Below are 25,731 nucleotides of genomic sequence, written 5' to 3' on the forward strand. Positions count from 1 at the left end.
CCCATCGTCCGGTCGGGGACAGGGGCAGGCGCCGTCTGGTGTTCCGTACGCCTTTGTACGGGACGTCTCTTGAGGTTTCGTCCTGCGGAACCGTCAGACCATCAGGGAGCGGTCCGTCGGGCGGATCGGGGCCGGGAGTTCGCTGGCCCCGGTGAGGAACCGGTCGCAGCCGCGGGCGGCCGAGCGGCCCTCCGCGATCGCCCACACGATGAGCGACTGGCCGCGGCCCGCGTCACCGGCGACGAAGACGCCCGGCACGTTGGTCTGGAAGTCGGCGTCGCGGGCGATGTTGCCGCGCTCGTCGAGGTCGAGACCGAACTGCTCGACCAGGCCGTTCTCGCGGTCGGTGCCGGTGAAGCCCATGGCGAGGGTGACCAGCTGGGCGGGGATCTTGCGCTCCGTGCCCGGCTTCGGGGTCAGCCTGCCCTCGATGAACTCGACCTCGGTGAGGTGCAGCCACTGGACGTTGCCGTCCTCGTCGCCCTCGAAGTGGGTGGTGGAGACGGAGTAGACCCGCTCGCCGCCCTCCTCGTGCGCGGACGTGACCTTGTAGAGCATCGGGAAGGTCGGCCAGGGCTGGCCGGCGTTCCGCTCCTCGCCCGGACGGGGCATGATCTCCAGCTGGGTGACGGAGGCCGCGCCCTGGCGGTGGGCGGTGCCCACGCAGTCGGCGCCGGTGTCGCCACCGCCGATGACGACCACGTGCTTGCCCTCGGCCGAGATGGGCGACACCACGTAGTCGCCCTCCTGGACCTTGTTGGCCAGCGGCAGGTACTCCATCGCCTGGTAGACGCCCTTGAGCTCACGGCCGGGGACCGGGAGGTCACGGGCGGTCGTGGCACCGGCGGCGATGACGATCGCGTCGTACCGCTTCTTCAGGTCGGTCGCCTTGAGGTCGCGGCCGATCTCGATGCCCGTACGGAAGCGGGTGCCCTCCGCGCGCATCTGCTCGATACGGCGGTTGATGTGCCGCTTCTCCATCTTGAACTCGGGGATGCCGTACCGCAGGAGCCCGCCGACGCGGTCCGCGCGCTCGTAGACGGCGACGGTGTGGCCCGCCCGGGTGAGCTGCTGGGCGGCGGCGAGACCCGCCGGGCCCGAGCCGATCACGGCGACGGTCTTGCCGGACAGGCGCTCCGGGGCCTGCGGGGCGACGGTGCCCGCGTCCCACGCCTTGTCGATGATCGAGACCTCGACGTTCTTGATGGTGACGGCCGGCTGGTTGATGCCGAGCACGCACGCCGACTCGCACGGAGCGGGGCACAGCCGGCCCGTGAACTCCGGGAAGTTGTTCGTGGCGTGCAGCCGCTCCGACGCCGCCGACCAGTCCTCGCGGTAGGCGTAGTCGTTCCACTCGGGGATCAGGTTCCCCAGCGGACAGCCGTTGTGACAGAACGGGATGCCGCAGTCCATGCAGCGGCTGGCCTGCTTGCCGATGATCGGCAGCAGCGAGCCGGGGACGTAGACCTCGTTCCAGTCCTTCAGACGCACGTCGACGGGACGGGACTTGGCGACCTCACGGCCGTGGTTCAGGAAGCCCTTCGGGTCAGCCATTGATCGCCGCCTCCATCATCTTCTCGGTGATCTCGGACTCGGAGAGTCCCGCTCGCTCGGCGGCGTCCTTGGCGGCGAGCACTGCCTTGTACGTGCTGGGGATGATCTTGCTGAAGCGCTCCGCGGACGTGTCCCAGTCCACCAGCAGCTTCTCGGCGACCGTGGACCCGGTCTCCTCCGCGTGGCGGCGCACCACGTCGTGCAGCCACTGCTTGTCCGCGTCGTCCAGCGCCTCCACGGCGTTCAGGTTGCCGGCGTTGACGTTGTCCCGGTCGAGGTCGATCACGTAGGCGACACCGCCGGACATGCCGGCCGCGAAGTTGCGGCCCGTCTCACCGAGGACCACCGCGTGACCGCCGGTCATGTACTCGCAGCCGTGGTCGCCCACGCCCTCGGAGACGACCAGCGCGCCGGAGTTGCGGACGCAGAACCGCTCACCGGTGCGGCCGCGCAGGAACAGCTCGCCGCCGGTCGCGCCGTAGGCGATGGTGTTGCCCGCGATGGTGGAGAACTCGGCGAGGTGGTCGGCGCCCCGGTCGGGACGGACGATCACCCGGCCGCCGGAGAGGCCCTTGCCGACGTAGTCGTTGGCGTCGCCCTCCAGGCGCAGCGTGACACCGCGCGGGAGGAAGGCGCCGAAGGACTGGCCGGCGGAGCCCGTGAAGGTGATGTCGATGGTGTCCTCGGGCAGGCCCGCGCCACCGAACTTCTTCGTCACCTCGTGGCCGAGCATGGTGCCGACCGTGCGGTTGATGTTGCGGACCTTGACCTGGGCGCGCACCGGCTGGGCGTCGGCCTGGGAGTCCGCGGCCAGCGCGTCGGCGGCGAGCTTGATCAGCTCGTTGTCGAGCGCCTTCTCCAGGCCGTGGTCCTGGGCGATCACCTGGTGCAGCACCGCGCCCTCGGGCAGCTCGGGCACGTGGAACAGCGGGGCCAGGTCCAGGCCCTGCGCCTTCCAGTGGTCGACGGCGCGCTCGACGTCGAGGATCTCGGCGTGGCCGACGGCCTCCTCGATCGAGCGGAAGCCCAGCTCGGCGAGGAGCTCGCGGACCTCCTCCGCGATGAACTTGAAGAAGTTCACCACGTACTCGGCCTTGCCGGCGAAGCGGTCGCGCAGCACGGGGTTCTGGGTGGCGATGCCGACCGGGCAGGTGTCCAGGTGGCAGACGCGCATCATGACGCAGCCGGAGACGACGAGCGGCGCGGTCGCGAAACCGAACTCCTCGGCGCCGAGCAGCGCGGCGATGATCACGTCACGGCCGGTCTTCAGCTGGCCGTCCGTCTGGACGACGATCCGGTCGCGCAGCCCGTTGAGCAGCAGGGTCTGCTGGGTCTCGGCGAGACCGAGTTCCCAGGGGCCGCCCGCGTGCTTCAGCGATGTCAGCGGCGAGGCGCCCGTGCCGCCGTCGTGGCCGGAGATCAGGACGACGTCCGCGTGCGCCTTGGACACACCGGCGGCGACCGTGCCGACGCCGACCTCCGAGACCAGCTTCACGTGAATCCGCGCCTGCGGGTTCGCGTTCTTCAGGTCGTGGATCAGCTGGGCCAGGTCCTCGATGGAGTAGATGTCGTGGTGCGGCGGCGGGGAGATCAGACCGACACCCGGGGTGGAGTGCCGGGTCTTGGCGACCCACGGGTAGACCTTGTGGCCGGGCAGCTGGCCGCCCTCGCCGGGCTTGGCGCCCTGGGCCATCTTGATCTGGATGTCGTCCGCGTTGACCAGGTACTCGCTGGTCACACCGAAGCGGCCGGAGGCGACCTGCTTGATGGCGGAGCGGCGCGCCGGGTCGTACAGCCGGTCCGCGTCCTCGCCGCCCTCACCGGTGTTGGACTTGCCGCCCAGCTGGTTCATGGCGATGGCGAGGGTCTCGTGCGCCTCCTTGGAGATGGAGCCGTACGACATGGCGCCGGTGGAGAAGCGCTTGACGATCTCGGAGACCGGCTCGACCTCGTCGACGGAGATCGACGGGCGGTCCGACTTGAAGCCGAACAGGCCGCGGAGCGTCATCAGGCGCTCGGACTGCTCGTTCACCCGGTCCGTGTACTTCTTGAAGATGTCGAAGCGGTTGGCACGCGTCGAGTGCTGGAGGCGGAAGACCGTCTCCGGGTCGAACAGGTGCGGCTCGCCCTCGCGGCGCCACTGGTACTCGCCGCCGATCTCCAGGGCGCGGTGGGCCGGCGCGATGCCGGACGCCGGGTACGCCTTGGCGTGCCGGGCGGCGACCTCCTTGGCGACCACGTCGATGCCGACGCCGCCGATCTTGCTGGCGGTGCCGCTGAAGTACTTGGTGACGAAGCCGTCCTCGAGACCGACGGCCTCGAAGACCTGGGCGCCGCGGTAGGAGGCGACGGTCGAGATGCCCATCTTGGACATGACCTTCAGGACGCCCTTGCCGAGCGCGTAGATCAGGTTGCGGATCGCCTGCTCGGGCTCGATGTCCGACAGGAAGGTGCCGGCCCGGACCAGGTCCTCGACGGACTCCATCGCCAGGTACGGGTTGACGGCGGCTGCGCCGAAGCCGATCAGCAGGGCGACGTGGTGGACCTCGCGGACGTCACCGGCCTCGACCAGCAGGCCCACCTGGGTGCGCTGCTTGGTGCGGATGAGGTGGTGGTGGACGGCCGCGGTGAGCAGCAGCGACGGGATCGGCGCGTGCTCGGCGTCCGAGTGGCGGTCCGACAGGACGATCAGCCGGGCGCCGTTGTCTATGGCGGCGTCGGCCTCGGCGCAGATCTCCGCGATGCGCGCGGCGAGGGCGTCACCGCCGCCGTGCACCCGGTACAGGCCCGAGAGGGTCGCGGCCTTGAAGCCGGGCATGTCGCCGTCGGCGTTGATGTGGATGAGCTTGGCCAGCTCGTCGTTGTCGATCACCGGGAAGGGCAGGGTGACGCTGCGACAGGAGGCGGCCGTCGGCTCGAGGAGGTTGCCCTCGGGGCCCAGCGACGAGCGCAGGGAGGTGACCAGCTCCTCGCGGATCGCGTCCAGCGGCGGGTTGGTGACCTGCGCGAACAGCTGCGTGAAGTAGTCGAACAGCAGGCGCGGGCGGGCGGACAGCGCGGCGATCGGCGAGTCGGTGCCCATGGAACCGATCGGCTCGGCGGCCGACTTGGCCATCGGCGCCAGGATGACGCGCAGCTCTTCCTCGGTGTAGCCGAAGGTCTGCTGGCGGCGGGTGACCGAGGCGTGGGTGTGCACGATGTGCTCACGCTCGGGCAGGTCGCCCAGCTCGATCTCGCCGGCCTCGAGCCACTCGGCGTAGGGGGCCGCGGCGGCCAGCTCCGCCTTGATCTCGTCGTCCTCGATGATGCGGTGCTCGGCGGTGTCGACGAGGAACATCTTGCCGGGCTGGAGGCGGCCCTTGCGGACGACCTTGGCGGGGTCGATGTCGAGGACGCCGACCTCGGAGCCGAGGACGACGAGGCCCTCGTCGGTGACCCAGTAGCGGCCGGGGCGCAGACCGTTGCGGTCGAGCACGGCGCCGACCTGGGTGCCGTCGGTGAAGGTGACACAGGCCGGGCCGTCCCAGGGCTCCATCATCGTGGAGTGGAACTGGTAGAAGGCGCGCCGGGCCGCGTCCATGGAGTCGTGGTTCTCCCACGCCTCGGGGATCATCATCAGCACGGAGTGCGGCAGGGAGCGGCCACCGAGGTGGAGCAGCTCGAGCACCTCGTCGAAGGACGCCGAGTCGGAGGCGTCCGGCGTGCACACCGGGAAGACCCGCTCGAGCTTCTCGTGCCCGAAGAGGTCGGAGACCAGCTGCGACTCACGGGCGCGCATCCAGTTGCGGTTGCCCTTGACGGTGTTGATCTCACCGTTGTGCGCGACGAAGCGGTACGGGTGGGCGAGCGGCCACGACGGGAAGGTGTTCGTGGAGAAGCGCGAGTGGACGAGCGACACGGCCGAGGCGAAACGGCGGTCGGACAGGTCCGGGAAGAAGGGCTCCAGCTGGCCGGTGGTCAGCATGCCCTTGTAGACGATCGTCCGCGCGGACAGCGACGGGAAGTACACGCCGACCTCGCGCTCGGCGCGCTTGCGCAGCACGAACGCCTTGCGGTCGAGCGCGATGCCCTGGCTCGAACTGTCCGCGACGAACACCTGCCGGAAGGCCGGCATGGTGGAGCGGGCGGTGGCGCCGAGCAGCTCCGGGGCGACCGGGACCTCGCGCCAGCCGAGGACGGTGAGGTCCTCCTCGGCGGCGATCGTCTCGATACGTGAGACGGCGTCCTGGATGCCGTCCTCGGGGAGGAAGGCGATGCCGACGGCGTAGGAACCGGCCTCGGGCAGCTCGAACTCGGCCACCTCGCGGAAGAACGCGTCGGGGACCTGGGTGAGGATGCCCGCACCGTCGCCGGAGTCCGGCTCGGAGCCGGTGGCGCCGCGGTGTTCGAGGTTGCGCAGAACGGTCAGCGCCTGCTCGACCAGCGTGTGGCTCGCCTCGCCGGTGAGGGTGGCCACGAAGCCGACGCCACAGGCGTCGTGCTCGTTGCGGGGGTCGTACATACCCTGCGCAGCAGGGCGAGCATCCATGAAGGACCAGTTCTGGCCATTCGCGGAATGCTGGGACGGCTGGCGCGGCGTACGCATCGGCTCTCCCGTCGTCGTCTCAAGTGGCTGGTGGCCCCTCCCAGGCTCTGAGGCTCTGGGGGAGTGACTTGCGAAGGGACGACGTTGGCCCTCTGCGTAAGTGCAAAATTTCGTGCAGGTTACATGATGGAGCGGTTCTCGGGAACCGGATACTCCGTTCCAACATGCGGACGCCATGGGCGTGCGGCGGGGGTACCGCGCACCTGGCTGAAAGTGTGTGGGGACCGAACGGGACAGATCGGTGTCCGTCGGTCCGAAGGGCGGCGCGGGCGTCTTCGCCCACCCCGCGCGTGCGCCGCAGGCGTCATTGCCCACAGCGCTTACGGCTCATGCCCACTGGTTAAGCGGTCGAAACCAGTCAGTAACGGCTACCTATGCGGCCCAACGCATAAGTAGCGGTCGAACTATCCTACGGCCGTTCCGAACAGACTGCCCAGGACGTACGTCACACCCGCCGCCGCACCCCCGAGCGCGAGCTGCCGCAGCCCGCTGAACCACCAGCTGCGCGCGGTGACACGCGCCACGACGGCACCACACGCGAACAGCCCGAACAACGCCAGCAGCACGGCCGGCCACAGCGCGCTCGCCCCTAGCAGATACGGCAGCACGGGCAGCAGCGCGCCCAGCGCGAACGACCCGAAGCTCGACACGGCGGCGACCAGCGGCGAGGGCAGGTCGGACGGGTCGATGCCCAGCTCCTCGCGGGCGTGGATCTCCAGCGCCTGCTCGGGATCGCGCGACAGCTGCCGGGCCACCTGCCGGGCCAGCGCGGGCTCGACCCCCCGCATCTCGTAGAGCGCGGCCAGCTCGGCCTCCTCGTCCTTCGGGTGCTTGCGCAGCTCCCGGCGCTCGACGTCCAGCTCGGCCTCGACGAGTTCGCGCTGCGAGGCGACGGAGGTGTACTCGCCGGCCGCCATGGAGAAGGCGCCGGCGGCCAGGCCCGCGAGCCCGGTCAGCACGAGGGCCTGCCGCCCGGCCTCCCCGCCGGCCACACCGGTCATCAGGGCGAGGTTGGAGACCAGGCCGTCCATCGCGCCGAAGACGGCGGGGCGCAGCCAGCCGCCGTTCACATCGCGGTGCGTGTGGTTGTCACGGTGCGCCTCGTGCAGCGGCGCCTCGGTCTCGATGATGGCCATGAGGGTCCCCCAGTAAGCTGAGCCAAAGCTAACTTTAGACTGATTCTAATTTCCGACAGCACATAAGATACGCCTCCGCATCCCCACCCGCCACCAAGGCGAGGCTGCGCTAACCTGCGCTTTTACCTTCGAGCGCTCATTCGATCGGGATCCTGCACAAATGTCGACCGGGTGACATGAAGGGGTTCGAGGCTCAGGTCAACCGCCGATGGTGGGACACATCCGCAAAGGGTTCCGCACCCGAGCGGGACCCCCGGAGGAAAGGCCGCGCATGGCATCGATCCGTGAACGGGCCCGCGGCGCCCTGCTGGGCCTCGCCGTCGGAGACGCGCTCGGCGCACCGGCCGAGAACTTGAAGCCGTCGGAGATCCGGGCCCGCTGGGGCCGCGTCACGGGCTATGTGGCGGACCGTCCGGCCGGCACGGACGACACGGAGTACGCGATCTTCTCCGGCCTGCTCCTCGCCCGGCACGGCTCGGCCCTCACCCCGGCCCATGTGGAGGCGGCCTGGCACCAGTGGATCGCCGACCGCGACGAGGGCCCCTTCCGCGGCGCCGGCTTCAGCGAACGCGGCACCCTGGAGAACCTGCGCCGGGGCCTGGCCGCCCCCATCTCCGCCCAGCACCGGCACGCCTGGAGCGACGGCCTGGCGATGCGCGCGGCCCCGTTCGGCGTCTTCGCCGCGGGCCGCCCGGCGGAAGCGGCCCGTCTCGTCGCCATCGACGGCTCGGTGAGCCACGACGGCGAGGGCATCTACGGCGGCCAGGCGGTCGCGGCCGGTGTGGCGGCGGCGATGGCGGGCGCGCCGACGGTCGCCGTGATCGCCTCCGCACTGGCCGTCGTCCCCGAGGACTCCTGGACGGCCCGCTCCCTGCGCCGGGCGGTGGCAGTCGCCCACCGCGGCGAACGAGCGGTCCGCTCCGCCGTCGTCATCGGCGGCTACCCCTGGACCGACCTCGCCCCCGAGGCCGTGGCCCTCGCCTTCGGCGCCTACGCGGCGGCCGACGGCGACTTCACACAGGCGGTCCTCACCGCCGTCAACATGGGCCGCGACGCCGACACCACGGCGGCGGTCGCGGGCGCGCTGGCCGGCGCGACCGAGGGTGTCTCCGCCATCCCGGCCGACTGGGCGGCGGCCATCGGCCCGGCCCGCGGCAGCTGCCTCCCCTCGATGGCCGGCCACCACGTCCTGGACGTGGCCGAACTGCTGGTACCGGGCGAGGGCGGGAAGTGGGGCGAGGGGGTGGTCGTACCGGACCTGGTACCGAGCCTGCTGAACCACGACCGGCCCGCCCCCGACGGAACGGAGACCCACCGATGAGACCACCGGGCCCATGGGACGAGGGAATGTCCGCGGGAACGACGACGACGGAGCCGCCCGCACCGGAGCGGCAGGAACCGACACCCACGGCGGAGCCGCCCGAGCCCGCGGCGGCCGACAGCCCGGACCTCCCGCGGAGGCCGGCCGCCTCCGACGCCGAGGGTGCCACGGGCGGCAACCGGGAGAAGCGCATCCAGGGTCTCCTCCTCGGCCTGGCCGCGGGCGACGCCGCCGGCTGGCCCGCCGCCCGCCACCGCGCCGCCCGCATGCCCGAATGGACCCGCCGCCTCACCCGCGAACTCGACACCTTCGCCGAGCACAACGCGACGACCACCCTCCCCGTCCCCATCGCCCTCAACCAACCCCCCGAGCCCCTCCGCCTCGGCCCCTCCGACGACGCCGAGTGGGCGGCCTTCGCGGCGGAGGCCGTCCTGCGGGCCGGAGACGACACCGTCCTCGGCGACCTCAGCCGCGAACGCCGTATGCGCGCCGCCATCGACCTCACCTGGAACGCCATCGCCAGCGAGGTCGCGGCGGCGGCCGACCGCGCCCCGGAGATCGAGTCCGCGGTGCTCCCCCTGCGCGCCCGCATCTCCGTCCGGGCCGGCCTGGGCAACCTCGCCACGGGCCTGCGCCCGCCCGCCACCGGCCACGACAACCCCCACTACTTCGACGACGCGGCCTGCGTACGCGCCTGCGTCCTCGCCGTGGCCCACCCCGGCGACCCCCGACTCGCCGCCGAACTGGCCGAGTTCGACGCCCGCTACACCCAGGACGGCGACGGTGTGCACGGCGCCCGGGCCATGGCGGCCGCGCTCGCCCTGGCCCTCGTCGGCGCGGACCCCGAGAGCTGTGTGACGGCGGCCCTCGCCGAACTCCCCGAGGAGACGGAGATCGGCCGCAACGCCCGCCACGCCCTGAAACTGGCGCGCGACGCCGAGAACGCCTTCGCCCTGGTCCCCCTCCTGGAGCACCAGATCGTCGACCACGTCTACAGCTACGGCATCGCGGCCGCCGAGACGGTCCCGGTGGCCCTCGCCCTGGCCCTCGCCTCCGGCGGCCGCGTCGCCGAGGCGGTGCCGGCGGCGGCCTGCTTGTCCCGGGTCGCGGACTCGGCGCCGGCCCTGGCGGGCGCGCTCACCGGCGCGCTCGGCGGCGGCGACGCGATCCCCGCGTCCTGGCGCGACACCTGCCGCACCCTCTCCGGCTGTGTGCTCCCCCGCCTCACCGGCACCGATCTGGTGGAACTCGCCGAACTCCTGGAAGCCACACAACCGGCCCCACCAGGAGGATGATTCGGGGCATGACGCCCAAAGCAACAGAAAGCCCAGAGGCGGGTCTGGACGAACGGATCACCGGCGCCCTGGTCGGCGCGGCCGTCGGCGACGCGCTCGGCGGCCCGGTCGAGGGCTACTCCCCCGACCAGATCGCCGAGCGCCACGGCGGCCGCGTCCACGGCATCGTCGGCCCCTGGAACGGCGACGCCTGGCGCACCGCCCGCCCCATCGCCCCGTACCACAAGGGCGACGGCCACTTCACCGACGACACCCTGATGACCCACGCGCTGATCAGGGTCTACGCCACGGTCCGCGACCACCTCGACGCGTACGCGATCGCCGACCACCTGGTCCCGGACCTGATGACGACCCCCCGCTGGATCCCGGAGCTGGAGGCGGAGGCGCTCCCCCTCCAACGGATCTTCCTCGCGGAGAAATGGCTGGTCACACGGGTCCACTACGGCCATGTCGACCCCCGCGAGGCCGGAGTGGGCAACATCGTCAACTGCGGTGCGGCGATGTACATGGCCCCGGTCGGCCTGGTCAACGCGGCCGACCCGGCGGGCGCGTACGCCGAGGCGCTGGACATCGCGGGCGCCCACCAGTCGTCGTACGGCCGTGAGGCGGCGGGTGTCTTCGCGGCGGCGGTGGCGGCGGCCTGCGCACCGGGCGCGACCCCCGACTCGATCGTGTCGGCCTGCCTGGCGCTGGCGAAGGACGGCACCCGCACAGCGATCGAGAAGGTCTGCGAAGAGGCGTCCCACCACCGGGACTTCGAGTCGGCGCTGATCCCACTGCGCCGGGCCGTGACCCCGTACGACACCGTGGGCCCCGACTACCGCCGGCCCTCCCTCGGTGCCCGCCGCCCCTCCCGGCTGCACGCGATCGAGGAACTCCCCGTCGCGCTCGGCATGGTGGTGGTCTCGGCCGGCGACTACCGGCACGCCGTCCTCGGCGCGGTGAACTACGGCCGCGACTGCGACTCGATCGCCACCATGGCGGGCGCGCTGGCCGGCGCCCTGGGCTCCCCCGTCCCGGACGACTGGTCGAAGGAGGTGGCCGAGGCCAGCCGCCTGGACCTGTGGGCGCCCGCCCGCACCCTCGCCGAGGTCGCGCGGCAGATCTTCGCCCGGGACGTCCAGGCACGCCGGACCCGCGAGGCGGCCTTCACCACCCTCCTCGGAGGCCAGGGATGCTCCGCCTGACCTGGGTCCAACCGGAGGACCTCCTGGGCCACGAACTCCGCCAGGCGGTCGAGGACGGCCGCGAACCCCACGCCGTCGCGGCCCGCTGGCGGGCGGCGGGCGGCCCGGAAGCCCCGTCCCGGGCGGGAGCCTCCCCGCACCGCGCCTCCCGGTACCTGCGCCAACTCGCGGAGGACCTGCTGGACGAACTGGCGGACCTGCCGAGCAGGCTGGCGGAGGACGAACCGACGGACCTCGCCGCCATCCGCCACAGCTGCGAAGGCACCCGCCCGAGCCGCGAAGGCACCCGCCCGAGCCGCGAGGGCACCCGCCCGGCCCCCACCCGGGCTGCCCTGGAAGCGGCCTGGCTGGGCCGAGCGGCGGGCTGCCTCCTGGGCAAACCCGTCGAGAAACTCCCCCTCGACGCCATCCGTTCCCTCGCCAGGTCCACCGGCAACTGGCCCCTGGACACCTACTTCACCGCCCGGGGCGTCCCCGCGGACCTCCTCGCGCGACACCCCTGGAACCGCCGCTCGGCAGCGACCTCCCTCGCCGAGAACATCGACGGGATGCCCGAGGACGACGACCTCAACTACCCCCTCCTCAACCTCCTCCTGCTGCGCCGCCATGGCAGGGAGTTCACCACCGCCGACGTGGCGAAGCTCTGGCTGGACGAACTCCCGGCGGGCCGCACCTTCACCGCCGAGCGGATCGCCTACCGCAACCTCCTCTCCGGCATCGAACCCCCGCACACCGCCCGCCACCGCAACCCCTTCCGCGAATGGATCGGCGCCCTCATCCGCGCCGACGTCCACGGCTGGACCAACCCCGGCGACCCGGCCGCCGCGGCGGAACAGGCCCACCGCGACGCCACCCTCACCCACACCGCCAACGGCGTCTACGCGGCGATGTTCACGGCGGCCACCATCGCGACGGCGGCGACCGGGAACCACGACATCCACACCTGCCTGCGCACCGGCCTCACGGTGATCCCACCCCGCTCCCGCCTCGCCCGGGCCGTCACCGACGCCATCCGACTGGCCGAAGTCCACCCCGACTTCGACACGGTCGTGGACGAACTCCACACCACGTACAAGGCCACCCACTGGGTCCACGCCGTCCCCAACACCGCCCTGATCGCCGCCGCCCTCACCCATGCCGACGGCGACTTCACCGGCTCCGTCCGCCGCGCGGTGTCCGGCGGCTGGGACACCGACTCCAACGGCGCGACCGCGGGCAGCGTCGCCGGCCTCCTCGCCGGGCATCCCGCCGCCCTCCCCGCCCGCTGGACGGACCCGCTCAAGAACCGCCTCGCCACCTCCGTCGCCGGCTTCGACGGCACCGGCTTCGACACCCTCGCCCAGCTCACCTGGTCCCTCACCCCCCGGGAGGCGTCCCGCCCATGACCGACATCGTCGTGCTCGGCAGCACGAACATGGACCTCGTCGCGTACGTCGAGAAGGCCCCGCAGCGCGGGGAGACCGTGACGGGACGGGAGTTCCGTACGATCCCCGGCGGCAAGGGCGCCAACCAGGCGGTCGCCGCCGCCCACGCGGGCGCCACCGTCTCGATGATCGGCGCGGTCGGCAACGACTCCTTCGGCGCCCGGCTGCGCTCCACCCTGGAACACTCCGGGGTGAACACCGACCATCTGCGCACGGTCGAGTCCCCCTCCGGCACCGCGCACATCGTCGTGGACGACGAGGGCGGCAACGCGATCGTCGTCGTTCCCGGCGCCAACGGCACCGTCGACCATCTCGTCCCCGGCGACGAGGGCCTGATCGCCTCCGCCGACGCGCTGCTGCTCCAGCTGGAGGTCCCGCTGGCCGCCGTCGTCGCGGGGGCCCGCGCGGCCCGCGCCCACGGCGTCCGTACGATCCTCACCCCGGCCCCCGCCCGACCGCTGCCGCCCGAACTCCTCACCGCCGTCGACCTGCTGGTCCCCAACGAGCACGAGGCCACCACCCTCACCGGCCGCACCGACCCCCGCGAGGCGGCCGCGGCCCTGCTGGAGAGCGTGCCGGAGGTCGTGGTCACGCTCGGCGCGGCCGGCAGCCTGTACGCGGCACGCGGCGCCGAACCCGTCGTCGTGCCCGCCCCGCGGGTCACCGCCGTCGACTCCACCGGCGCGGGCGACACGTTCGTCGGTGCGCTGGCGGTGGCCCGCGGTGAGGACCGCCCCATGCGCGAAGCCCTGGCCTGGGCGGCCGCGGCGGCGGCGCTCTCCGTCCAGCGCCCCGGCGCCTCCGCCTCGATGCCGTACCGCTCCGAGATCGAGAAGCAGTACACCTCATGACCCAGAACGCCCACAGGGCAACTCCGCTGACCGGCCTGCGCGTCCTCGACCTGGCCACCCTCTTCGCCGGCCCTCTCGCCGCCACCCTGCTCGGCGACTTCGGCGCGGAGGTGATCAAGGTCGAGCACCCCACGAAACCCGACCCGTCCCGGGGCCACGGCCCCTCCAAGGACGGCGTCGGCCTGTGGTGGAAGCACCTCGGCCGCAACAAGCGCACGATCACCCTGAACCTCTCCAAGCCCGGCGGCCGCGCCACCCTCCTGCGCCTCGCCGCCACCGCCGATGTGATCGTCGAGAACTTCCGCCCCGGCACCCTGGAGAAGTGGGACCTCGGCTGGGAGGAGCTGTCGGCCGCCAACCCCCGGCTGGTCCTCACCCGGGTCACCGGCTTCGGCCAGTTCGGCCCCTACGCCCATCGGCCCGGCTTCGGCACCCTCGCCGAGGCGATGAGCGGCTTCGCCGCGATCACCGGCGAACCGGACGCGCCCCCGGTCCTCCCGCCGTTCGGCCTCGCCGACTCCATCGCGGGCCTGGCCACCGCCTACGCCGTCATGACCGCCCTGGCCGCCCGCGACCGCACCGGCGAGGGCCAGGTTGTGGACATGGCCCTGATCGAACCGATCCTGATGGTCCTCGGCCCGCAGCCCCTCTGGTACGACCAGCTCGGCCGCGTCCAGGAACGCACCGGCAACCGCTCCGCGAACAACGCCCCGCGCAACACCTACCGCACGGCAGACGGCACCTGGGTCGCCGTCTCGACCTCGGCCCAGTCCGTCGCGGAACGCGTGATGCGCCTGGTCGGCCGCCCCGAGCTGATCGACGAGCCGTGGTTCGCGACCGGCGCCGAGCGCGCCGCCCACACAGATGTCCTCGACGAGGCGGTCGGCACGTGGATCGCCGCCCGCCCCCGCACCGAGGTGCTCGCCGCCTTCGAGAAGGCGGAGGCGGCGATCGCCCCGATCCAGGACGTACGGGACGTGATGGCCGACCCCCAGTACCAGGCCCTCGGCACGGTCACCACCGTCGACGACCCTGAACTGGGCCCCCTCCGGATGCAGAACGTCCTCTTCCGGCTGTCCTCCACCCCCGGCGCGATCCGCTGGGCCGGCCGCCCGCACGGCGCGGACACGGAGACCGTCCTGACCGAGCTGGGCCTGACGAGCAGCGAACTGACGGCCCTCCGCGAGGCGGGCGCCCTGTGAACCCCACCCCGCTGACCTGGCTCTACGTGCCCGGCGACCGCCCGCACATCGTCAGCAAGGCCCTCGCCTGCGGAGCCGACGTCGTCATCGTCGACCTGGAGGACGCGGTCGCCCCGGACCGCAAGGAGTACGCCCGCACGGCCACCGCCGAACGACTCCGCGACCCCCAGCCGGTCCCGGTGCACGTCCGGGTCAACGCCCTCGACAGCCCGCTGGCCGCCGCCGACCTGCACGCGGTGGCCCACCTCCCCGGCGTCCGGGGCCTGCGGCTGCCCAAGGTGACCTCGCCGGACCAGATCACCCGGATCGCCGAGGCCGTCGCCCCGGCGGACGGCGGAGCCCCGCCGCTCTACGCCCTGCTGGAATCCGCGCTCGGCGTCGAGCACGCCTACCCCATCGCCGCCGCGCACCCGGCCCTGCGCGGGATCGCCCTCGGCGAGGCCGACCTCCGCGCCGACCTCGGCATCCGCGACGACGCGGGCCTGGACTGGTCCCGCTCCCGGGTGATCGTCGCCGCGCGGGCCGCGGGTCTGATCCCGCCGCCGCAGTCCGTCCACCCCGACACGCGCGACCTGAACGGCCTCGCCGCGTCCTGCGCCCACGGCCGCACCCTCGGCTTCCTGGGCCGCGCCGCCATCCACCCGCGCCAGCTCCCGATCATCGAACGGGCCTACCTGCCCACCGAGCAGGAACTGGAGGAGGCGGAGACCATCGTCAAGGCGGCGGCGGTGGAGCCGGGGGCCCAGGCCCTCCCGGACGGCAGATTCATCGACGCGGCGGTGGTGGCGGCGGCCCACCGCACCCTGTCCCTGGCCCGCAGACGCTGACGCCTCCACCGAAACGGCGAGGGGGGGGGGGGGGGGGGGGGGGGGGGGGGGGGGGGGGGTGGTGGTGGGGGGGGGGGGGGGGGGGGGGGGGGGGGGGGGTGAGCGTGGGGTGGGGGGGATCGACCCACCGCCCCTTCCCCCCACCCGACAGACCCGGATTCCCCCACAAAAGGGGAAGGTTCCCTGGGGGACCCCCGGGCCCCCCTCGCCGTCGTACCGTTCGTACCGGTCGTGCCGGTAGCCGTCAGCTCTTCTTGCCCGCCGACTCGGCCTCGTTCTCGGCCTCGTCCTTGGCCTCGGACTCGGCCTCGGACTTCTCGTCGTCCTTCGTGTCGCCCTCGGCATCGGCGTCGGCGTCGGCCTTCACTTCGGCCTTCGCCTCCGCCGTCTCCGTCTGCTCCGAGGACTCGGCATCGGCCGCTCCGTCGGAGGCGGCCTCACCGTCGGAGGCGCCCGGCTCCACGATCTCCTCGCGCCCCGGCCGCTTCTTCGCCGACACCACGATGTAGGTCACGGCCAGCACGAACACGACGATCGCGGTCCAGACGTTCAGCCGGAGGCCCAGGACACGGTGGGCGTCGTCGATCCGCATGTACTCGATCCAGCCGCGCCCGGCACAGTACGCGGCGACGTACAGCGCGAACGCCCGCCCGTGCCCGAGCTTGAAGCGGCGGTCGGCCCAGATGACGAGAACGGCGACGCCGATGCACCACAGCGACTCGTAGAGGAACGTCGGGTGGTAGTACCCGGGCATCCGGCCGTCCGAGGAGGACGTGATGTGCAGGGCCCAGGGCAGGTCGGTCGGCTTGCCGTACAGCTCCTGGTTGAACCAGTTGCCCCAGCGGCCGATCGCCTGGGCGAGCGCGATCCCGGGGGCGACGGCGTCGGCGTAGGCGGGCAGGGGGATGCCGCGGCGGCGGCAGCCGATCCACGCGCCCAGCGCGCCGAGCGCGATCGCGCCCCAGATGCCGAGGCCGCCCTCCCAGACCTTGAAGGCGTCCACCCAGTCCCGGCCCTCGCTGAAGTACAGCTCGTAGTCCGTGATCACGTGGTAGAGGCGGCCGCCGACGAGGCCGAACGGCACCGCCCAGACGGCGATGTCGGCCACCGTCCCGGCGCGCCCGCCCCGGGCGATCCAACGCCGGTTGCCGAGCCAGACCGCGACGAAGACGCCGATGATGATGCAGAACGCGTAGCCGCGCAGCGGAATGGGGCCGACGTACAGCACCCCGCGCGACGGGCTGGGAATGTAGGCAAGTTCCATGGCAGGGTCGACGCTACCGTGCCGGACCGCGCGCACGGCGGGCGGCCCGGCTACGGCTCCATAACAGGCGGGTGTGAAACCGCCTCACCCCTGGTCCGCCTCCTCCACCATCTGCTTCAGCTTCGCCGGTGTCATCGTCTGGTCCTGGTAGATGTTCTTGCCGTTGAACAGGACGGTGGGGGTGCCGCCGAAGCGGCCGTCCTGGAAGGCCTGGTTGGACTTCACGACCCAGCTGTCGTGCGTGCCGTCCTCGACGCACTTGCGGAACGCGGGGGTGTCGAGGCCGTCGACCTTGGCGGCCAGCTCGATGAGCTTGCTGTTCTCCGCGTAGGCGTCGTCGGTTTCCTCGGGCTGGTTCTCGAAGAGGACGTCGTGGTAGGCGGTGAACTTTCCGGCGTCCTGGGCGCAGGCCGCCGCGTTGGCCGCGTTGCGGGAGCCGCTGCCGCCCATGTTGCCGTCGATCAGGGTGGCCAGGTGGTACTCGACTTTGAGCTGTCCGGACTCGGTCAGTTCGTGGATCGTCGGCCGGTACGCCGCCTCGAAGGCCTTGCAGGCCGGGCAGCGGAAGTCCTCCCAGACCGTGAGCGTGGACTTGGCGCTCTCCTTGCCGACGGGGATCGCCAGCGCGTCCTTGCCGTTCGCCCCCGAGGGCGCGACGACCGGGCCGGCGTCGGCGTTGTCGTCGTCCTTGCCGGCGTTGGCGGCGACGATGCCGATCACCGCGGCCAGGCCCAGCACGCAGACGACGCTCGCGCCGACGATCAGGGTGCGCCGCCGCCGCTCCGCGGCCTTCTGCTTCTCGCGGTCCGCCGCCAGCCGCTCCCGGGCAGTGCGCTTTCCGTCACGATTCTTCTCGCTCACACCCCCAGAACGAACCGGGGAGGCGCATTGCGCCTCCCCGGTCCCAGGTCCACCCGTTCGAGTGACCCTGGGAAATGTCCCGCTCTGTCACGCCTCTCGGCGCACGCGTGCTACGCCGTTCGGCGCACGCCCTTGGCCAGCTCGTCCGCCAGTTCACGGACGGCCTCGACACCGGCCGCGTGGTCCGGCGCGTCCAGCATCCGCTTGACGAAGGCCGAGCCGACGATCACCCCGTCGGCGAAGCCGGCCACCTCGGCCGCCTGCTCCGCGTCGGAGACGCCGAGGCCGACGCAGACGGGCAGGTCGGTGCCGGTGGCCCGGGTGCGTTCGACCAGGTCCTGGGCCTGCGCGCCGACCGACTCACGGGTGCCGGTGACCCCCATCAGCGAGGCGGCGTAGACGAAGCCGCTGCCCGCCGCGGTGATCCGCGCGAGCCGCTCGTCCTTGCTGCTGGGCGCCACCACGAAGACCGTCGCGAGGCCGTGCTTCTCGGCGTGCTCCCGCCACAGCGCCGCCTCCTGCACCGGCAGGTCGGGCAGGATGCAGCCCGCACCGCCCGCCTCGGCCAGCTCGGCGGTGAACCGCTCGACGCCGTAGCGGTCGATCGGGTTCCAGTACGTCATGACCAGCACCGGCTTCCCGGTGGCCGTGTGCGCCTCACGGACCGTACGCATGACGTCCGCGATCCGCACCCCGCCGCGCAGGGCGATGTCGTCGGCGGTCTGGATGACCGGGCCGTCGAGGACGGGGTCGCTGTGCGGCAGGCCCACCTCGACGACGTCGGCACCGCCGTCGAGGACGGCCTTGATCGCCTCGATGCCGCCGTCGACGGTCGGGAACCCGGCCGGCAGATAGGCGATCAGCGCGGCGCGGCCCTCGGCCTTCGCGGCGGCGAGGGTGTCCGACAGCAGCTGAATGTTCCCGCTCACTTGGCGTCCCCCTCGATCTCGGCGGTGTCGGCCGCGTTGGCGGCGACCTCGGCGTCGGTGTCGTACAGGCCGAAGTAGCGGGCGGCCGTGTCCATGTCCTTGTCGCCGCGGCCGGACAGGTTGACGACGATCAGCCCGTCCTTGCCCAGCTCCCGGCCGACCTCCAGGGCACCGGCCAGCGCGTGCGCGGACTCGATGGCCGGGATGATGCCCTCGGTGCGCGACAGCAGGCGCAGCGCCTGCATGGCCGCGTCGTCGGTGACGGCGCGGTACTCGCCGCGGCCGCTGTCCTTGAGGTAGGAGTGCTCGGGGCCGATGCCCGGGTAGTCCAGACCGGCCGAGATGGAGTACGGCTCGGTGATCTGGCCCTCGTCGTCCTGGAGGACGTAGGAGCGGGAGCCGTGCAGGATGCCGGGCTCGCCGGCGGTGAGGGTGGCCGCGTGCTCGCCGGTCTCGACGCCGTGGCCGGCCGGCTCGCAGCCGATGAGGCGTACGCCGGTGTCCGGGATGAAGGCGTGGAAGAGGCCGATGGCGTTGGAGCCGCCGCCGACGCAGGCGATGGCGGCGTCGGGCAGGCGTCCGGCGTGCTCCAGGATCTGGCGGCGGGCCTCGACGCCGATGACCCGGTGGAAGTCACGGACCATGGCCGGGAAGGGGTGGGGCCCGGCGACCGTGCCGAACAGGTAGTGGGTGTGGTCGACGTTGGCGACCCAGTCGCGGAAGGCCTCGTTGATGGCGTCCTTCAGCGTGCGGCTGCCGGACTTCACCGCGACGACCTCGGCACCGAGCATGCGCATGCGGGCGACGTTGAGGGCCTGGCGCTGGGTGTCGATCTCGCCCATGTAGATGGTGCAGTCGAGGCCGAAGAGGGCGCAGGCCGTGGCCGTGGCGACGCCGTGCTGGCCGGCACCGGTCTCGGCGATGACCCGGGTCTTGCCCATCCGCTTGGTGAGCAGGGCCTGGCCGAGCACGTTGTTGATCTTGTGGGAGCCGGTGTGGTTGAGGTCCTCGCGCTTGAGGAACACCCGGGCGCCACCGGCGTGTTCGGCGAACCTCGGCACCTCGGTGAGGGCGCTGGGGCGGCCGGTGTAGTGCACGAGCAGGTCGTCCAGCTCGCGGGCGAACTCGGGGTCGTGCTTGGCCTTGTCGTACTCGACGGCGACCTCGTCCACGGCGGCCACCAGGGCCTCCGGGATGAACTTGCCGCCGAACGCGCCGAAGTAGCCGTCGGAATTGGGGACCTGACCCTCGGGGTCGGGAATGAAGAACTCGCTGGGCATGCGGAAACCTCACGGTGAGTTGTGAAGAACACTGATCGCCGTGGGGGCGGGGGTTTGTCGGGTGGCCTCAGGCCGGATGTGACTGGTCGCGCCTGCACGGCCGTAGCCACACGGCGAACAGAGCCCCGCGCCCCTGGGTAGGCCATCGCATGCCGTTCACCTGCCCGGGTTCGTCACCGATGACGTAACGCACCCTGCGGCCGTGCACCCTGCGGGCCGGCGCGCGGCAACCACGAGGGCGGCAGCCGCGCGCGAGGCGGGCGTACCGGTCCATGGTGGTTGCGGTGAGCGTCATCGGTGCCAACTCTACCGGGTGATCAGCTGCGCCCGTGGCGGAGTGCCGGATGTTCGCCCGCCGCCACCAGGTCGGCGACGGCCGTCCTGGGGTCGCGGCCGGTGACCAGGGACTCGCCGACCAGGACCGCGTCGGCGCCGGCGTTGGCGTACGCGATCAGGTCGTGCGGGCCGCGAATGCCGGACTCGGCGATCTTCACGATGTGGCCGGGGATCTCGGGGGCGACGCGCTCGAAGGTGGAGCGGTCGACCTCCAGGGTCTTGAGGTTGCGCGCGTTGACACCGATCACCTTGGCGCCCGCATCCACCGCGCGCTCGACCTCGTCCTCGTCGTGCACCTCGACGAGCGGGGTGAGACCGATGGAGACGGCGCGCTCGATCAGCGACTCCAGGGCCGGCTGGTCGAGGGCGGCGACGATCAGCAGCGCGAGGTCGGCGCCGTACGCGCGGGCCTCCCACAGCTGGTACGAGGTGACGATGAAGTCCTTGCGCAGCACGGGGATGTCCACGCGCGCGCGGACGGCCTCGAGGTCGGCGAGGGAGCCGCCGAAGCGGCGCTGTTCGGTGAGGACGGAGATGACGGCGGCGCCGCCCGCCTCGTAGTCGGCGGCCAGGCCGGCCGGGTCGGCGATCGCGGCCAGCGCGCCCTTGGAGGGGCTGGACCGCTTGACCTCGCAGATCACCTTGACGCCGTCGCCGCGCAGGGCGGCCACGCCGTCCTTGGCCGCGGGAGCCTTCGCCGCGCGCTCCTTCAGCTCGTCGAGGCTGACGCGCGCCTGCCGCTCCGCGAGGTCGGCACGGACTCCGTCGATGATCTCGTCGAGCACACTCACGCGAGCGGCCCCCTTCCAGACGGTTGACAGTCGGCTGAGCGTTCCAGCGACCAGCGGAACAGATGGTCACTGCGATGGTATCCGGAGGAAGGCGAAGGCCTCACATCCGGTTGCGTCCGGTCCCACTACCTGGACATTTCGTCCGCTCGGTCAGGGGTGCAGCCAGCCGCCGAACGGCAGGTTGCGGACCACCGTGAAGACCAGCAGCAACGCGCCCAGGGTCCACAGGCGCGTGGGCGTGAGGTCGATACGCAGCGGGCGTCCGCGGGCCGCGCGGACCACCCAGACGGTCCACAGCACGGCGAAGCCCAGATAGCCGACGACGGCCATCGCGTTGGCGTGCAGGGCGGTGACGAGGTCGCCGTGCACGAAGGCGTGCGCGCTGCGCAGTCCGCCGCAGCCGGGGCAGTACAGGCCGGTGAGCCGCAGCAGGGGGCAGGCCGGGTAGTGGCCGGGTTCGTTGGGGTCGACGGCTCCGACGTAGGCGAAGGCCCCGGCGACGGCCGTGAGGATCCCGGCGGGCACGGCGAGCCGTCCCGCGACCGTTGACGTCACCCGCTGGCTGTCGGCGTTCACGCCTCGCATTGTGCCCCGCGGGGCCGCCACACGCGCGTGAGGGGCGGCCGGTGTGCACCGGCCGCCCCTCACGGACGTTCTGCGGAAGGTCCGCTCAGCCCTCGGCGCTGACGGGCTCGCGGGTCGCCGCCGCCGCCGTCGCGACCTTCGGCACCCGGTGGGTGTCCCGCGGCTGCCCCAGGCCCGCCATGCGCATGGCGCCGCCGACCACACCGCCGAGGGCCACGATCACCATGCCGGCCCAGAAGCCCACCGGCTGGGCCATCACCATGAACGCGCCCGCGACGCAGAAACCGATGAAGGCGATGGTGACACCGGTCCAGGCGGCCGGGGTGTGTCCGTGGCTGCTGCCCGCCATTGCTTGCTCCTCATTGCTGTCTGTGGGTGTACGAGCCGTCCCGTGGGGGGTGCGTCCCGTACGTGTCCTGGCCGGACGTTCTCGTCGTCCATTGTCCCGTACGTGCGCGCCCGCGGGACGCGGGGGTGGTCTCCGGTCGCGTCTGATTCACCACATCGGGAACCGTGCGGTGAACCGCGCGCGACCTCCTGCTCACGCCGGGTCGGCGCCGGTGGGGTCCTCGCCGCGGTCCAGGGCCTTCCAGATCTCCTCGGGCCGGTCCGGGTCGGCGGGCTTGGCCGCGCGGCGCGGACGGGGGGTGCCGTCACGCTCGTAGCGGCCGGACATGGCGGGCCAGCGGCTGCCGTAGCGCACGGCGAGCAGCCCGGCCAGCAGGATCAGGGCGCCGCCGGCGACCGCGACGTAGGGCCAGGCGGTGTGGCTGAAGGCGGCGACGGTGGCCGAGGTGTCGCCGGAGGCCTTGGCGGCCTGCTCGTCGAGCGCGGCGCCGTCGCCGGCGCCGAGCAGGGCGGCGGTGACGATGCCGGCGCCGGAGAGCGTCAGCACGACGGAGACGGCGAGGCGGCCGGTCCGGCGCACCGCGAAGACGGCGACGAGCGCGGCGAGGCCCACTATGGCGAGTGCCGCGGGGACGCCGGTGACGTCGCTGCCCTTGGCGGTCAGCGGGAAGGCGCCGCCGGCCACCGTCGCCGTGCCCTCCGACCAGCGCTGTCGGGAGGACAGCAGGGCCACGGCCGCGCCCAGCGCACCGCACAGCAGGGCGAGGGCGAGGCTCCGGCGGCCGGACCGGGTGGAGGCGGCGGCTTCGGATCGGGGGGGAGGAACAGCAGTCACGTAGTCCACTATCGCCTGAACCCCGGGCGAACCGTCACCCGGGGCGCACGTGAGACGCGCCCTATTTCCCCAGCCGGTTCGCCGTGTGGACGGCGCGCAGCACCGCGGCGGCCTTGTTGCGGCACTCCTGGTCCTCGGCGACCGGGTCGGAGTCGGCCACGACGCCCGCGCCGGCCTGGACGTAGGCGGTGCCGTCGCGCAGCAGGGCCGTTCGGATGGCGATGGCGGTGTCGGAGTCGCCCGCGAAGTCGAGGTAGCCGACGCAGCCGCCGTACAGGCCGCGGCGGGACGGCTCCAGCTCGTCGATGATCTGCATGGCGCGGGGCTTGGGGGCGCCGGAGAGGGTGCCGGCCGGGAAGCAGGCGGTGAGGACGTCGAAGGCGGTGCGGCCGTGGGCGACCTTGCCGGTGACGGTCGAGACGATGTGCATGACGTGCGAGTACCGCTCGATGGACATGAAGTCGACGACCTCGACGGAGCCCGGTTCGCAGACCCGCCCCAGGTCGTTGCGGCCGAGGTCGACGAGCATGAGGTGCTCGGCGCGCTCCTTGGGGTCAGCGAGCAGTTCGTCGGCGAGGGACTGGTCCTCCTGCGGGGTGGCGCCGCGGTGCCGGGTGCCGGCGATGGGATGGACCATGGCCCGGCCGTCCTCGACCTTGACCAGGGCCTCCGGGGAGGAGCCCACGACGTCGAAGCCGTCGAAGCGGAACAGGTACATGTACGGGGAGGGGTTGGTGGCCCTCAGGACCCGGTAGACGTCCAGCGCGCTCGCCGTGCACGGGGTCTCGAAGCGCTGCGAGGGGACGACCTGGAAGGCCTCGCCCGCGCGGATGCGCTCCTTGATGTCCTCGACGGCCACCTGGTACTCCCGGCCGCCCCACAGGGCGGTGTACTCGGGCAGTTCGGAGGGCGGGAGGACGGCGGGCGGCTGGGCCACCGCGCGGGAGAGGTCGGCCTCCATGGCGTCCAGCCGGGCCACGGCGTCCGTGTAGGCCTCGTCGACGCCGGTGTCGAGGTCGTTGTGGTTGATCGCGTTGGCGATCAGCAGGACGGAGCCCTCCCAGTGGTCCATGACGGCGAGGTCGCTGGTCAGGAGCATGGTCAGCTCGGGCAGCCGCAGGTCGTCGCGCTCGCCGGGGCCGATCTTCTCCAGGCGGCGGACGATGTCGTAGCCGAGGTAGCCGACCATGCCGCCGGTGAAGGGCGGCAGGCCCTCCTGGTGAGGGGTGTGCAGGGCCTCGATGGTGGCGCGCAGGGCGGCCAGCGGGTCGCCGTCGACGGGGACGCCGACGGGCGGGGAGCCGAGCCAGTGCGCCTGGCCGTCGCGGGCGGTGAGGGTGGCCGCGCTGCGGACGCCGACGAAGGAGTAGCGGGACCACGAGCGGCCGTTCTCCGCGGACTCCAGCAGGAAGGTGCCGGGCCGCTCGGCGGCGAGCTTGCGGTAGAGCGCGACCGGGGTGTCGCCGTCGGCGAGGAGTTTGCGGGTGACCGGGATGACCCGACGGTCGGTGGCCAGCTTGCGGAACGTCTCGAGGTCCATGGCGGCTGACCTTACTGATCCGTGGCGGGTACGCCGGAATCGGCGATCTCGATCAGGACATCGGCGTCGAAGCAGGTGCGGGCGCCGGTGTGGCAGGCGGCGCCGACCTGGTCGACCTTGACCAGCACGGTGTCGGCGTCGCAGTCGAGGGCGACGGACCTGACCCACTGGAAGTGGCCGGAGGTGTCGCCCTTCACCCAGTACTCCTGGCGGCTGCGCGACCAGTACGTGCAGCGGCCGGTGGTGAGGGTGCGGTGCAGCGCCTCGTCGTCCATCCAGCCGAGCATGAGCACCTCTCCGGTGTCGTACTGCTGGGCGATGGCGGGGACGAGCCCGTCGGCGCTGCGCTTGAGGCGCGCGGCGATCTCGGGGTCCAGGCTGCTGGGCGGGGGCGTGCTGGTCATGGGTGCCATTGTGCCGCGCGCCACGGACAGTGACGGCCTGGTGTCCACTGGGTGGAAAGGGCCGGCGGGGGGCGGGGCGCGTCGAGCGACGGGTGGGCGGACCGGTTACGCGGTCGTAGGCTGACTCCATGTCGACTTTCGCCAAGCGTGAACGGCTTCTGCTCGCCGACCTCTTGGAGACCGCCGGTCCGGAGGCGCCGACCCTGTGCGAGGGCTGGCTGACCCGGGACCTGGCCGCGCACGTGGTGGTGCGCGAGCGCCGTCCGGACGCGGCCGGGGGCATCCTGATCAAGCAGCTCGCGTCCCGGCTCGACCGGGTGATGGAGGAGTTCGCCGCCAAGCCGTACGAGGAGCTGATCCAGCTGATCCGGACCGGCCCGCCGCGGTTCTCGCCGTTCGCGCTCAAGCAGGTCGAGGAGATGTCGAACACCATCGAGTTCTATGTGCACACCGAGGACGTCCGGCGGGCCCAGCGCGGCTGGTCGCCGCGCGAGCTGGACCCGGTCTTCCAGGACGCCCTGTGGAACCGGCTGGAGCGCGCCGGCCGAATGATGGGCCGCTCCGCCCCGACCGGTCTGGTGCTGCGTCGCGCGGACGGCCGAACGGTGGTCGCCAACCGGGGTACGCCGGTGGTGACGGTGACCGGTGAGGCGTCGGAGCTGCTGCTGTTCCTCTACGGTCGGCAGAGCGCCGCCAAGGTGGAGCTGGACGGCGACGAGGAAGCCATCGAGAAGCTGCACGACGGCAAGCAGCTCGGGATCTGAGAGGCCGGACCGTGATCAAGGTCGCCATGACGAACGTGTACGTCGAGGACGTCGCGAAGGCACACGCCTTCTACACGGACGTGCTGGGCTTCGAGACCCGTCTCCACATGGACCTCGGCGGGGGGACGCTGTTCGTCACCGTCGGCGCGCCCGAGGGCGCCCAGCGGGATCTCCAGCTGCTGCTGGAGCCCGGCCAGGGCCCGATCGCCGAGCCGTACCGCACGGCGGTGAAGGAGGCGGGGCTGCCCTGCATCGTCTTCTCCGTGGACGACGTCGCGGCGGAGTACGAGCGGCTGCGCAGCCTCGGTGTGCACTTCACCCAGGCGCCCCAGGAGCAGGGGCCGATGATCGCGGCCGTGCTGGACGACACCGTGGGCAACCTGGTGCAGATCGTGCAGCCGAAGGACTGAAC

At 72.4% G+C, this 25,731-nt stretch carries 23 protein-coding genes; 9 read left to right on the forward strand and 14 right to left on the reverse strand.

The genetic code is table 11. The features are described from left to right. Positions 1-93: 93 nt before the first annotated feature. The 3 genes from ACZ6D7_RS04645 to ACZ6D7_RS04655 all read right to left on the reverse strand — a co-directional run bounded on the left by ACZ6D7_RS04645 (position 94) and on the right by ACZ6D7_RS04655 (position 7,275). Positions 94-1,554, reverse strand: a complete 1,461-nt coding sequence (locus ACZ6D7_RS04645) for a glutamate synthase subunit beta (protein WP_469483398.1) — start codon at positions 1,552-1,554, stop codon at positions 94-96. Beyond that, complete coding sequence (gene gltB, locus ACZ6D7_RS04650; protein ID WP_469483400.1) at positions 1,547-6,139, reverse strand: glutamate synthase large subunit; 4,593 nt, start codon at positions 6,137-6,139, stop codon at positions 1,547-1,549. The genes ACZ6D7_RS04645 and gltB overlap by 8 nt, the downstream gene beginning before the upstream one ends. Positions 6,140-6,543: 404 nt before the next feature. Next, positions 6,544-7,275, reverse strand: coding sequence for a VIT1/CCC1 transporter family protein (locus ACZ6D7_RS04655; protein ID WP_469483402.1), 732 nt, complete (start codon positions 7,273-7,275; stop codon positions 6,544-6,546). A gap of 271 nt (positions 7,276-7,546) precedes the next feature. Between ACZ6D7_RS04655 and ACZ6D7_RS04660 the strand changes: the two genes are divergently transcribed. From ACZ6D7_RS04660 to ACZ6D7_RS04690, 7 genes are read left to right on the forward strand one after another with little or no spacing between them, the layout of a single operon-like run. Continuing rightward, complete coding sequence (locus ACZ6D7_RS04660; RefSeq protein ID WP_469483404.1) at positions 7,547-8,596, forward strand: ADP-ribosylglycohydrolase family protein; 1,050 nt, start codon at positions 7,547-7,549, stop codon at positions 8,594-8,596. Between the two features lie 26 nt (positions 8,597-8,622). Beyond that, the gene (locus ACZ6D7_RS04665; RefSeq protein WP_469483406.1) at positions 8,623-9,891 is read left to right on the forward strand and encodes an ADP-ribosylglycohydrolase family protein; all 1,269 of its coding nucleotides are present in this window, start codon (positions 8,623-8,625) and stop codon (positions 9,889-9,891) included. Between the two features lie 8 nt (positions 9,892-9,899). Continuing rightward, positions 9,900-11,078, forward strand: a complete 1,179-nt coding sequence (locus ACZ6D7_RS04670) for an ADP-ribosylglycohydrolase family protein (RefSeq protein ID WP_469483408.1) — start codon at positions 9,900-9,902, stop codon at positions 11,076-11,078. After that, positions 11,066-12,463, forward strand: a complete 1,398-nt coding sequence (locus ACZ6D7_RS04675) for an ADP-ribosylglycohydrolase family protein (RefSeq protein WP_469483410.1) — start codon at positions 11,066-11,068, stop codon at positions 12,461-12,463. The genes ACZ6D7_RS04670 and ACZ6D7_RS04675 overlap by 13 nt, the downstream gene beginning before the upstream one ends. Next, positions 12,460-13,353, forward strand: a complete 894-nt coding sequence (rbsK, locus tag ACZ6D7_RS04680; protein ID WP_469483412.1) for a ribokinase — start codon at positions 12,460-12,462, stop codon at positions 13,351-13,353. Before ACZ6D7_RS04675 ends, rbsK begins: the two co-directional genes overlap by 4 nt. After that, complete coding sequence (locus ACZ6D7_RS04685; protein ID WP_469483414.1) at positions 13,350-14,555, forward strand: CaiB/BaiF CoA transferase family protein; 1,206 nt, start codon at positions 13,350-13,352, stop codon at positions 14,553-14,555. The genes rbsK and ACZ6D7_RS04685 overlap by 4 nt, the downstream gene beginning before the upstream one ends. After that, positions 14,552-15,382, forward strand: coding sequence for an HpcH/HpaI aldolase/citrate lyase family protein (locus tag ACZ6D7_RS04690; protein WP_469483416.1), 831 nt, complete (start codon positions 14,552-14,554; stop codon positions 15,380-15,382). Before ACZ6D7_RS04685 ends, ACZ6D7_RS04690 begins: the two co-directional genes overlap by 4 nt. A 244-nt stretch (positions 15,383-15,626) precedes the next feature. Here the strand turns inward: ACZ6D7_RS04690 and lgt are convergent, their stop codons facing one another. The 11 genes from lgt to hisI form a co-directional block, all read right to left on the reverse strand. After that, entirely contained in the window at positions 15,627-16,646 is a 1,020-nt protein-coding gene (gene lgt, locus ACZ6D7_RS04695) for a prolipoprotein diacylglyceryl transferase (protein ID WP_469483418.1), read from the reverse strand. A gap of 84 nt (positions 16,647-16,730) precedes the next feature. Beyond that, positions 16,731-17,507, reverse strand: a complete 777-nt coding sequence (locus ACZ6D7_RS04700) for a DsbA family protein (protein ID WP_469483420.1) — start codon at positions 17,505-17,507, stop codon at positions 16,731-16,733. 110 nt (positions 17,508-17,617) lie between these two features. Continuing rightward, complete coding sequence (gene trpA, locus ACZ6D7_RS04705) at positions 17,618-18,436, reverse strand: tryptophan synthase subunit alpha (protein ID WP_469483423.1); 819 nt, start codon at positions 18,434-18,436, stop codon at positions 17,618-17,620. After that, complete coding sequence (trpB, locus tag ACZ6D7_RS04710) at positions 18,433-19,716, reverse strand: tryptophan synthase subunit beta (RefSeq protein ID WP_469483425.1); 1,284 nt, start codon at positions 19,714-19,716, stop codon at positions 18,433-18,435. The genes trpA and trpB overlap by 4 nt, the downstream gene beginning before the upstream one ends. 67 nt (positions 19,717-19,783) lie before the next feature. After that, positions 19,784-20,011: a tryptophan biosynthesis modulator TrpM gene (gene trpM, locus ACZ6D7_RS04715; RefSeq protein ID WP_469483427.1), complete on the reverse strand. Its 228-nt coding sequence runs from the start codon at positions 20,009-20,011 to the stop codon at positions 19,784-19,786. A 22-nt stretch (positions 20,012-20,033) separates the two neighbouring features. Next, complete coding sequence (gene trpC, locus ACZ6D7_RS04720; protein WP_469483430.1) at positions 20,034-20,843, reverse strand: indole-3-glycerol phosphate synthase TrpC; 810 nt, start codon at positions 20,841-20,843, stop codon at positions 20,034-20,036. Between the two features lie 150 nt (positions 20,844-20,993). Beyond that, entirely contained in the window at positions 20,994-21,428 is a 435-nt protein-coding gene (locus tag ACZ6D7_RS04725; RefSeq protein ID WP_469483432.1) for a DUF2752 domain-containing protein, read from the reverse strand. An 85-nt stretch (positions 21,429-21,513) separates the two neighbouring features. Then, entirely contained in the window at positions 21,514-21,777 is a 264-nt protein-coding gene (locus ACZ6D7_RS04730; RefSeq protein ID WP_469483434.1) for an HGxxPAAW family protein, read from the reverse strand. A 192-nt stretch (positions 21,778-21,969) separates the two neighbouring features. Beyond that, on the reverse strand, positions 21,970-22,620 hold the full coding sequence (locus tag ACZ6D7_RS04735) for a TIGR02234 family membrane protein (RefSeq protein ID WP_469483436.1): 651 nt from the start codon (positions 22,618-22,620) through the stop codon (positions 21,970-21,972). 52 nt (positions 22,621-22,672) lie between these two features. Then, entirely contained in the window at positions 22,673-24,151 is a 1,479-nt protein-coding gene (locus ACZ6D7_RS04740; RefSeq protein ID WP_469483438.1) for an anthranilate synthase component I, read from the reverse strand. An 11-nt stretch (positions 24,152-24,162) separates the two neighbouring features. Next, positions 24,163-24,555, reverse strand: a complete 393-nt coding sequence (gene hisI, locus ACZ6D7_RS04745) for a phosphoribosyl-AMP cyclohydrolase (RefSeq protein WP_469483440.1) — start codon at positions 24,553-24,555, stop codon at positions 24,163-24,165. A 128-nt stretch (positions 24,556-24,683) separates the two neighbouring features. On the opposite strand from hisI, the gene ACZ6D7_RS04750 reads away from it, so the two are divergent. Then, positions 24,684-25,319, forward strand: a complete 636-nt coding sequence (locus ACZ6D7_RS04750; RefSeq protein ID WP_469483443.1) for a TIGR03085 family metal-binding protein — start codon at positions 24,684-24,686, stop codon at positions 25,317-25,319. An 11-nt stretch (positions 25,320-25,330) separates the two neighbouring features. Then, positions 25,331-25,729: a VOC family protein gene (locus ACZ6D7_RS04755; RefSeq protein ID WP_469483445.1), complete on the forward strand. Its 399-nt coding sequence runs from the start codon at positions 25,331-25,333 to the stop codon at positions 25,727-25,729. Positions 25,730-25,731: the final 2 nt, after the last annotated feature.

The sequence above is a fragment of the Streptomyces sp. NPDC041784 genome (assembly GCF_055591025.1).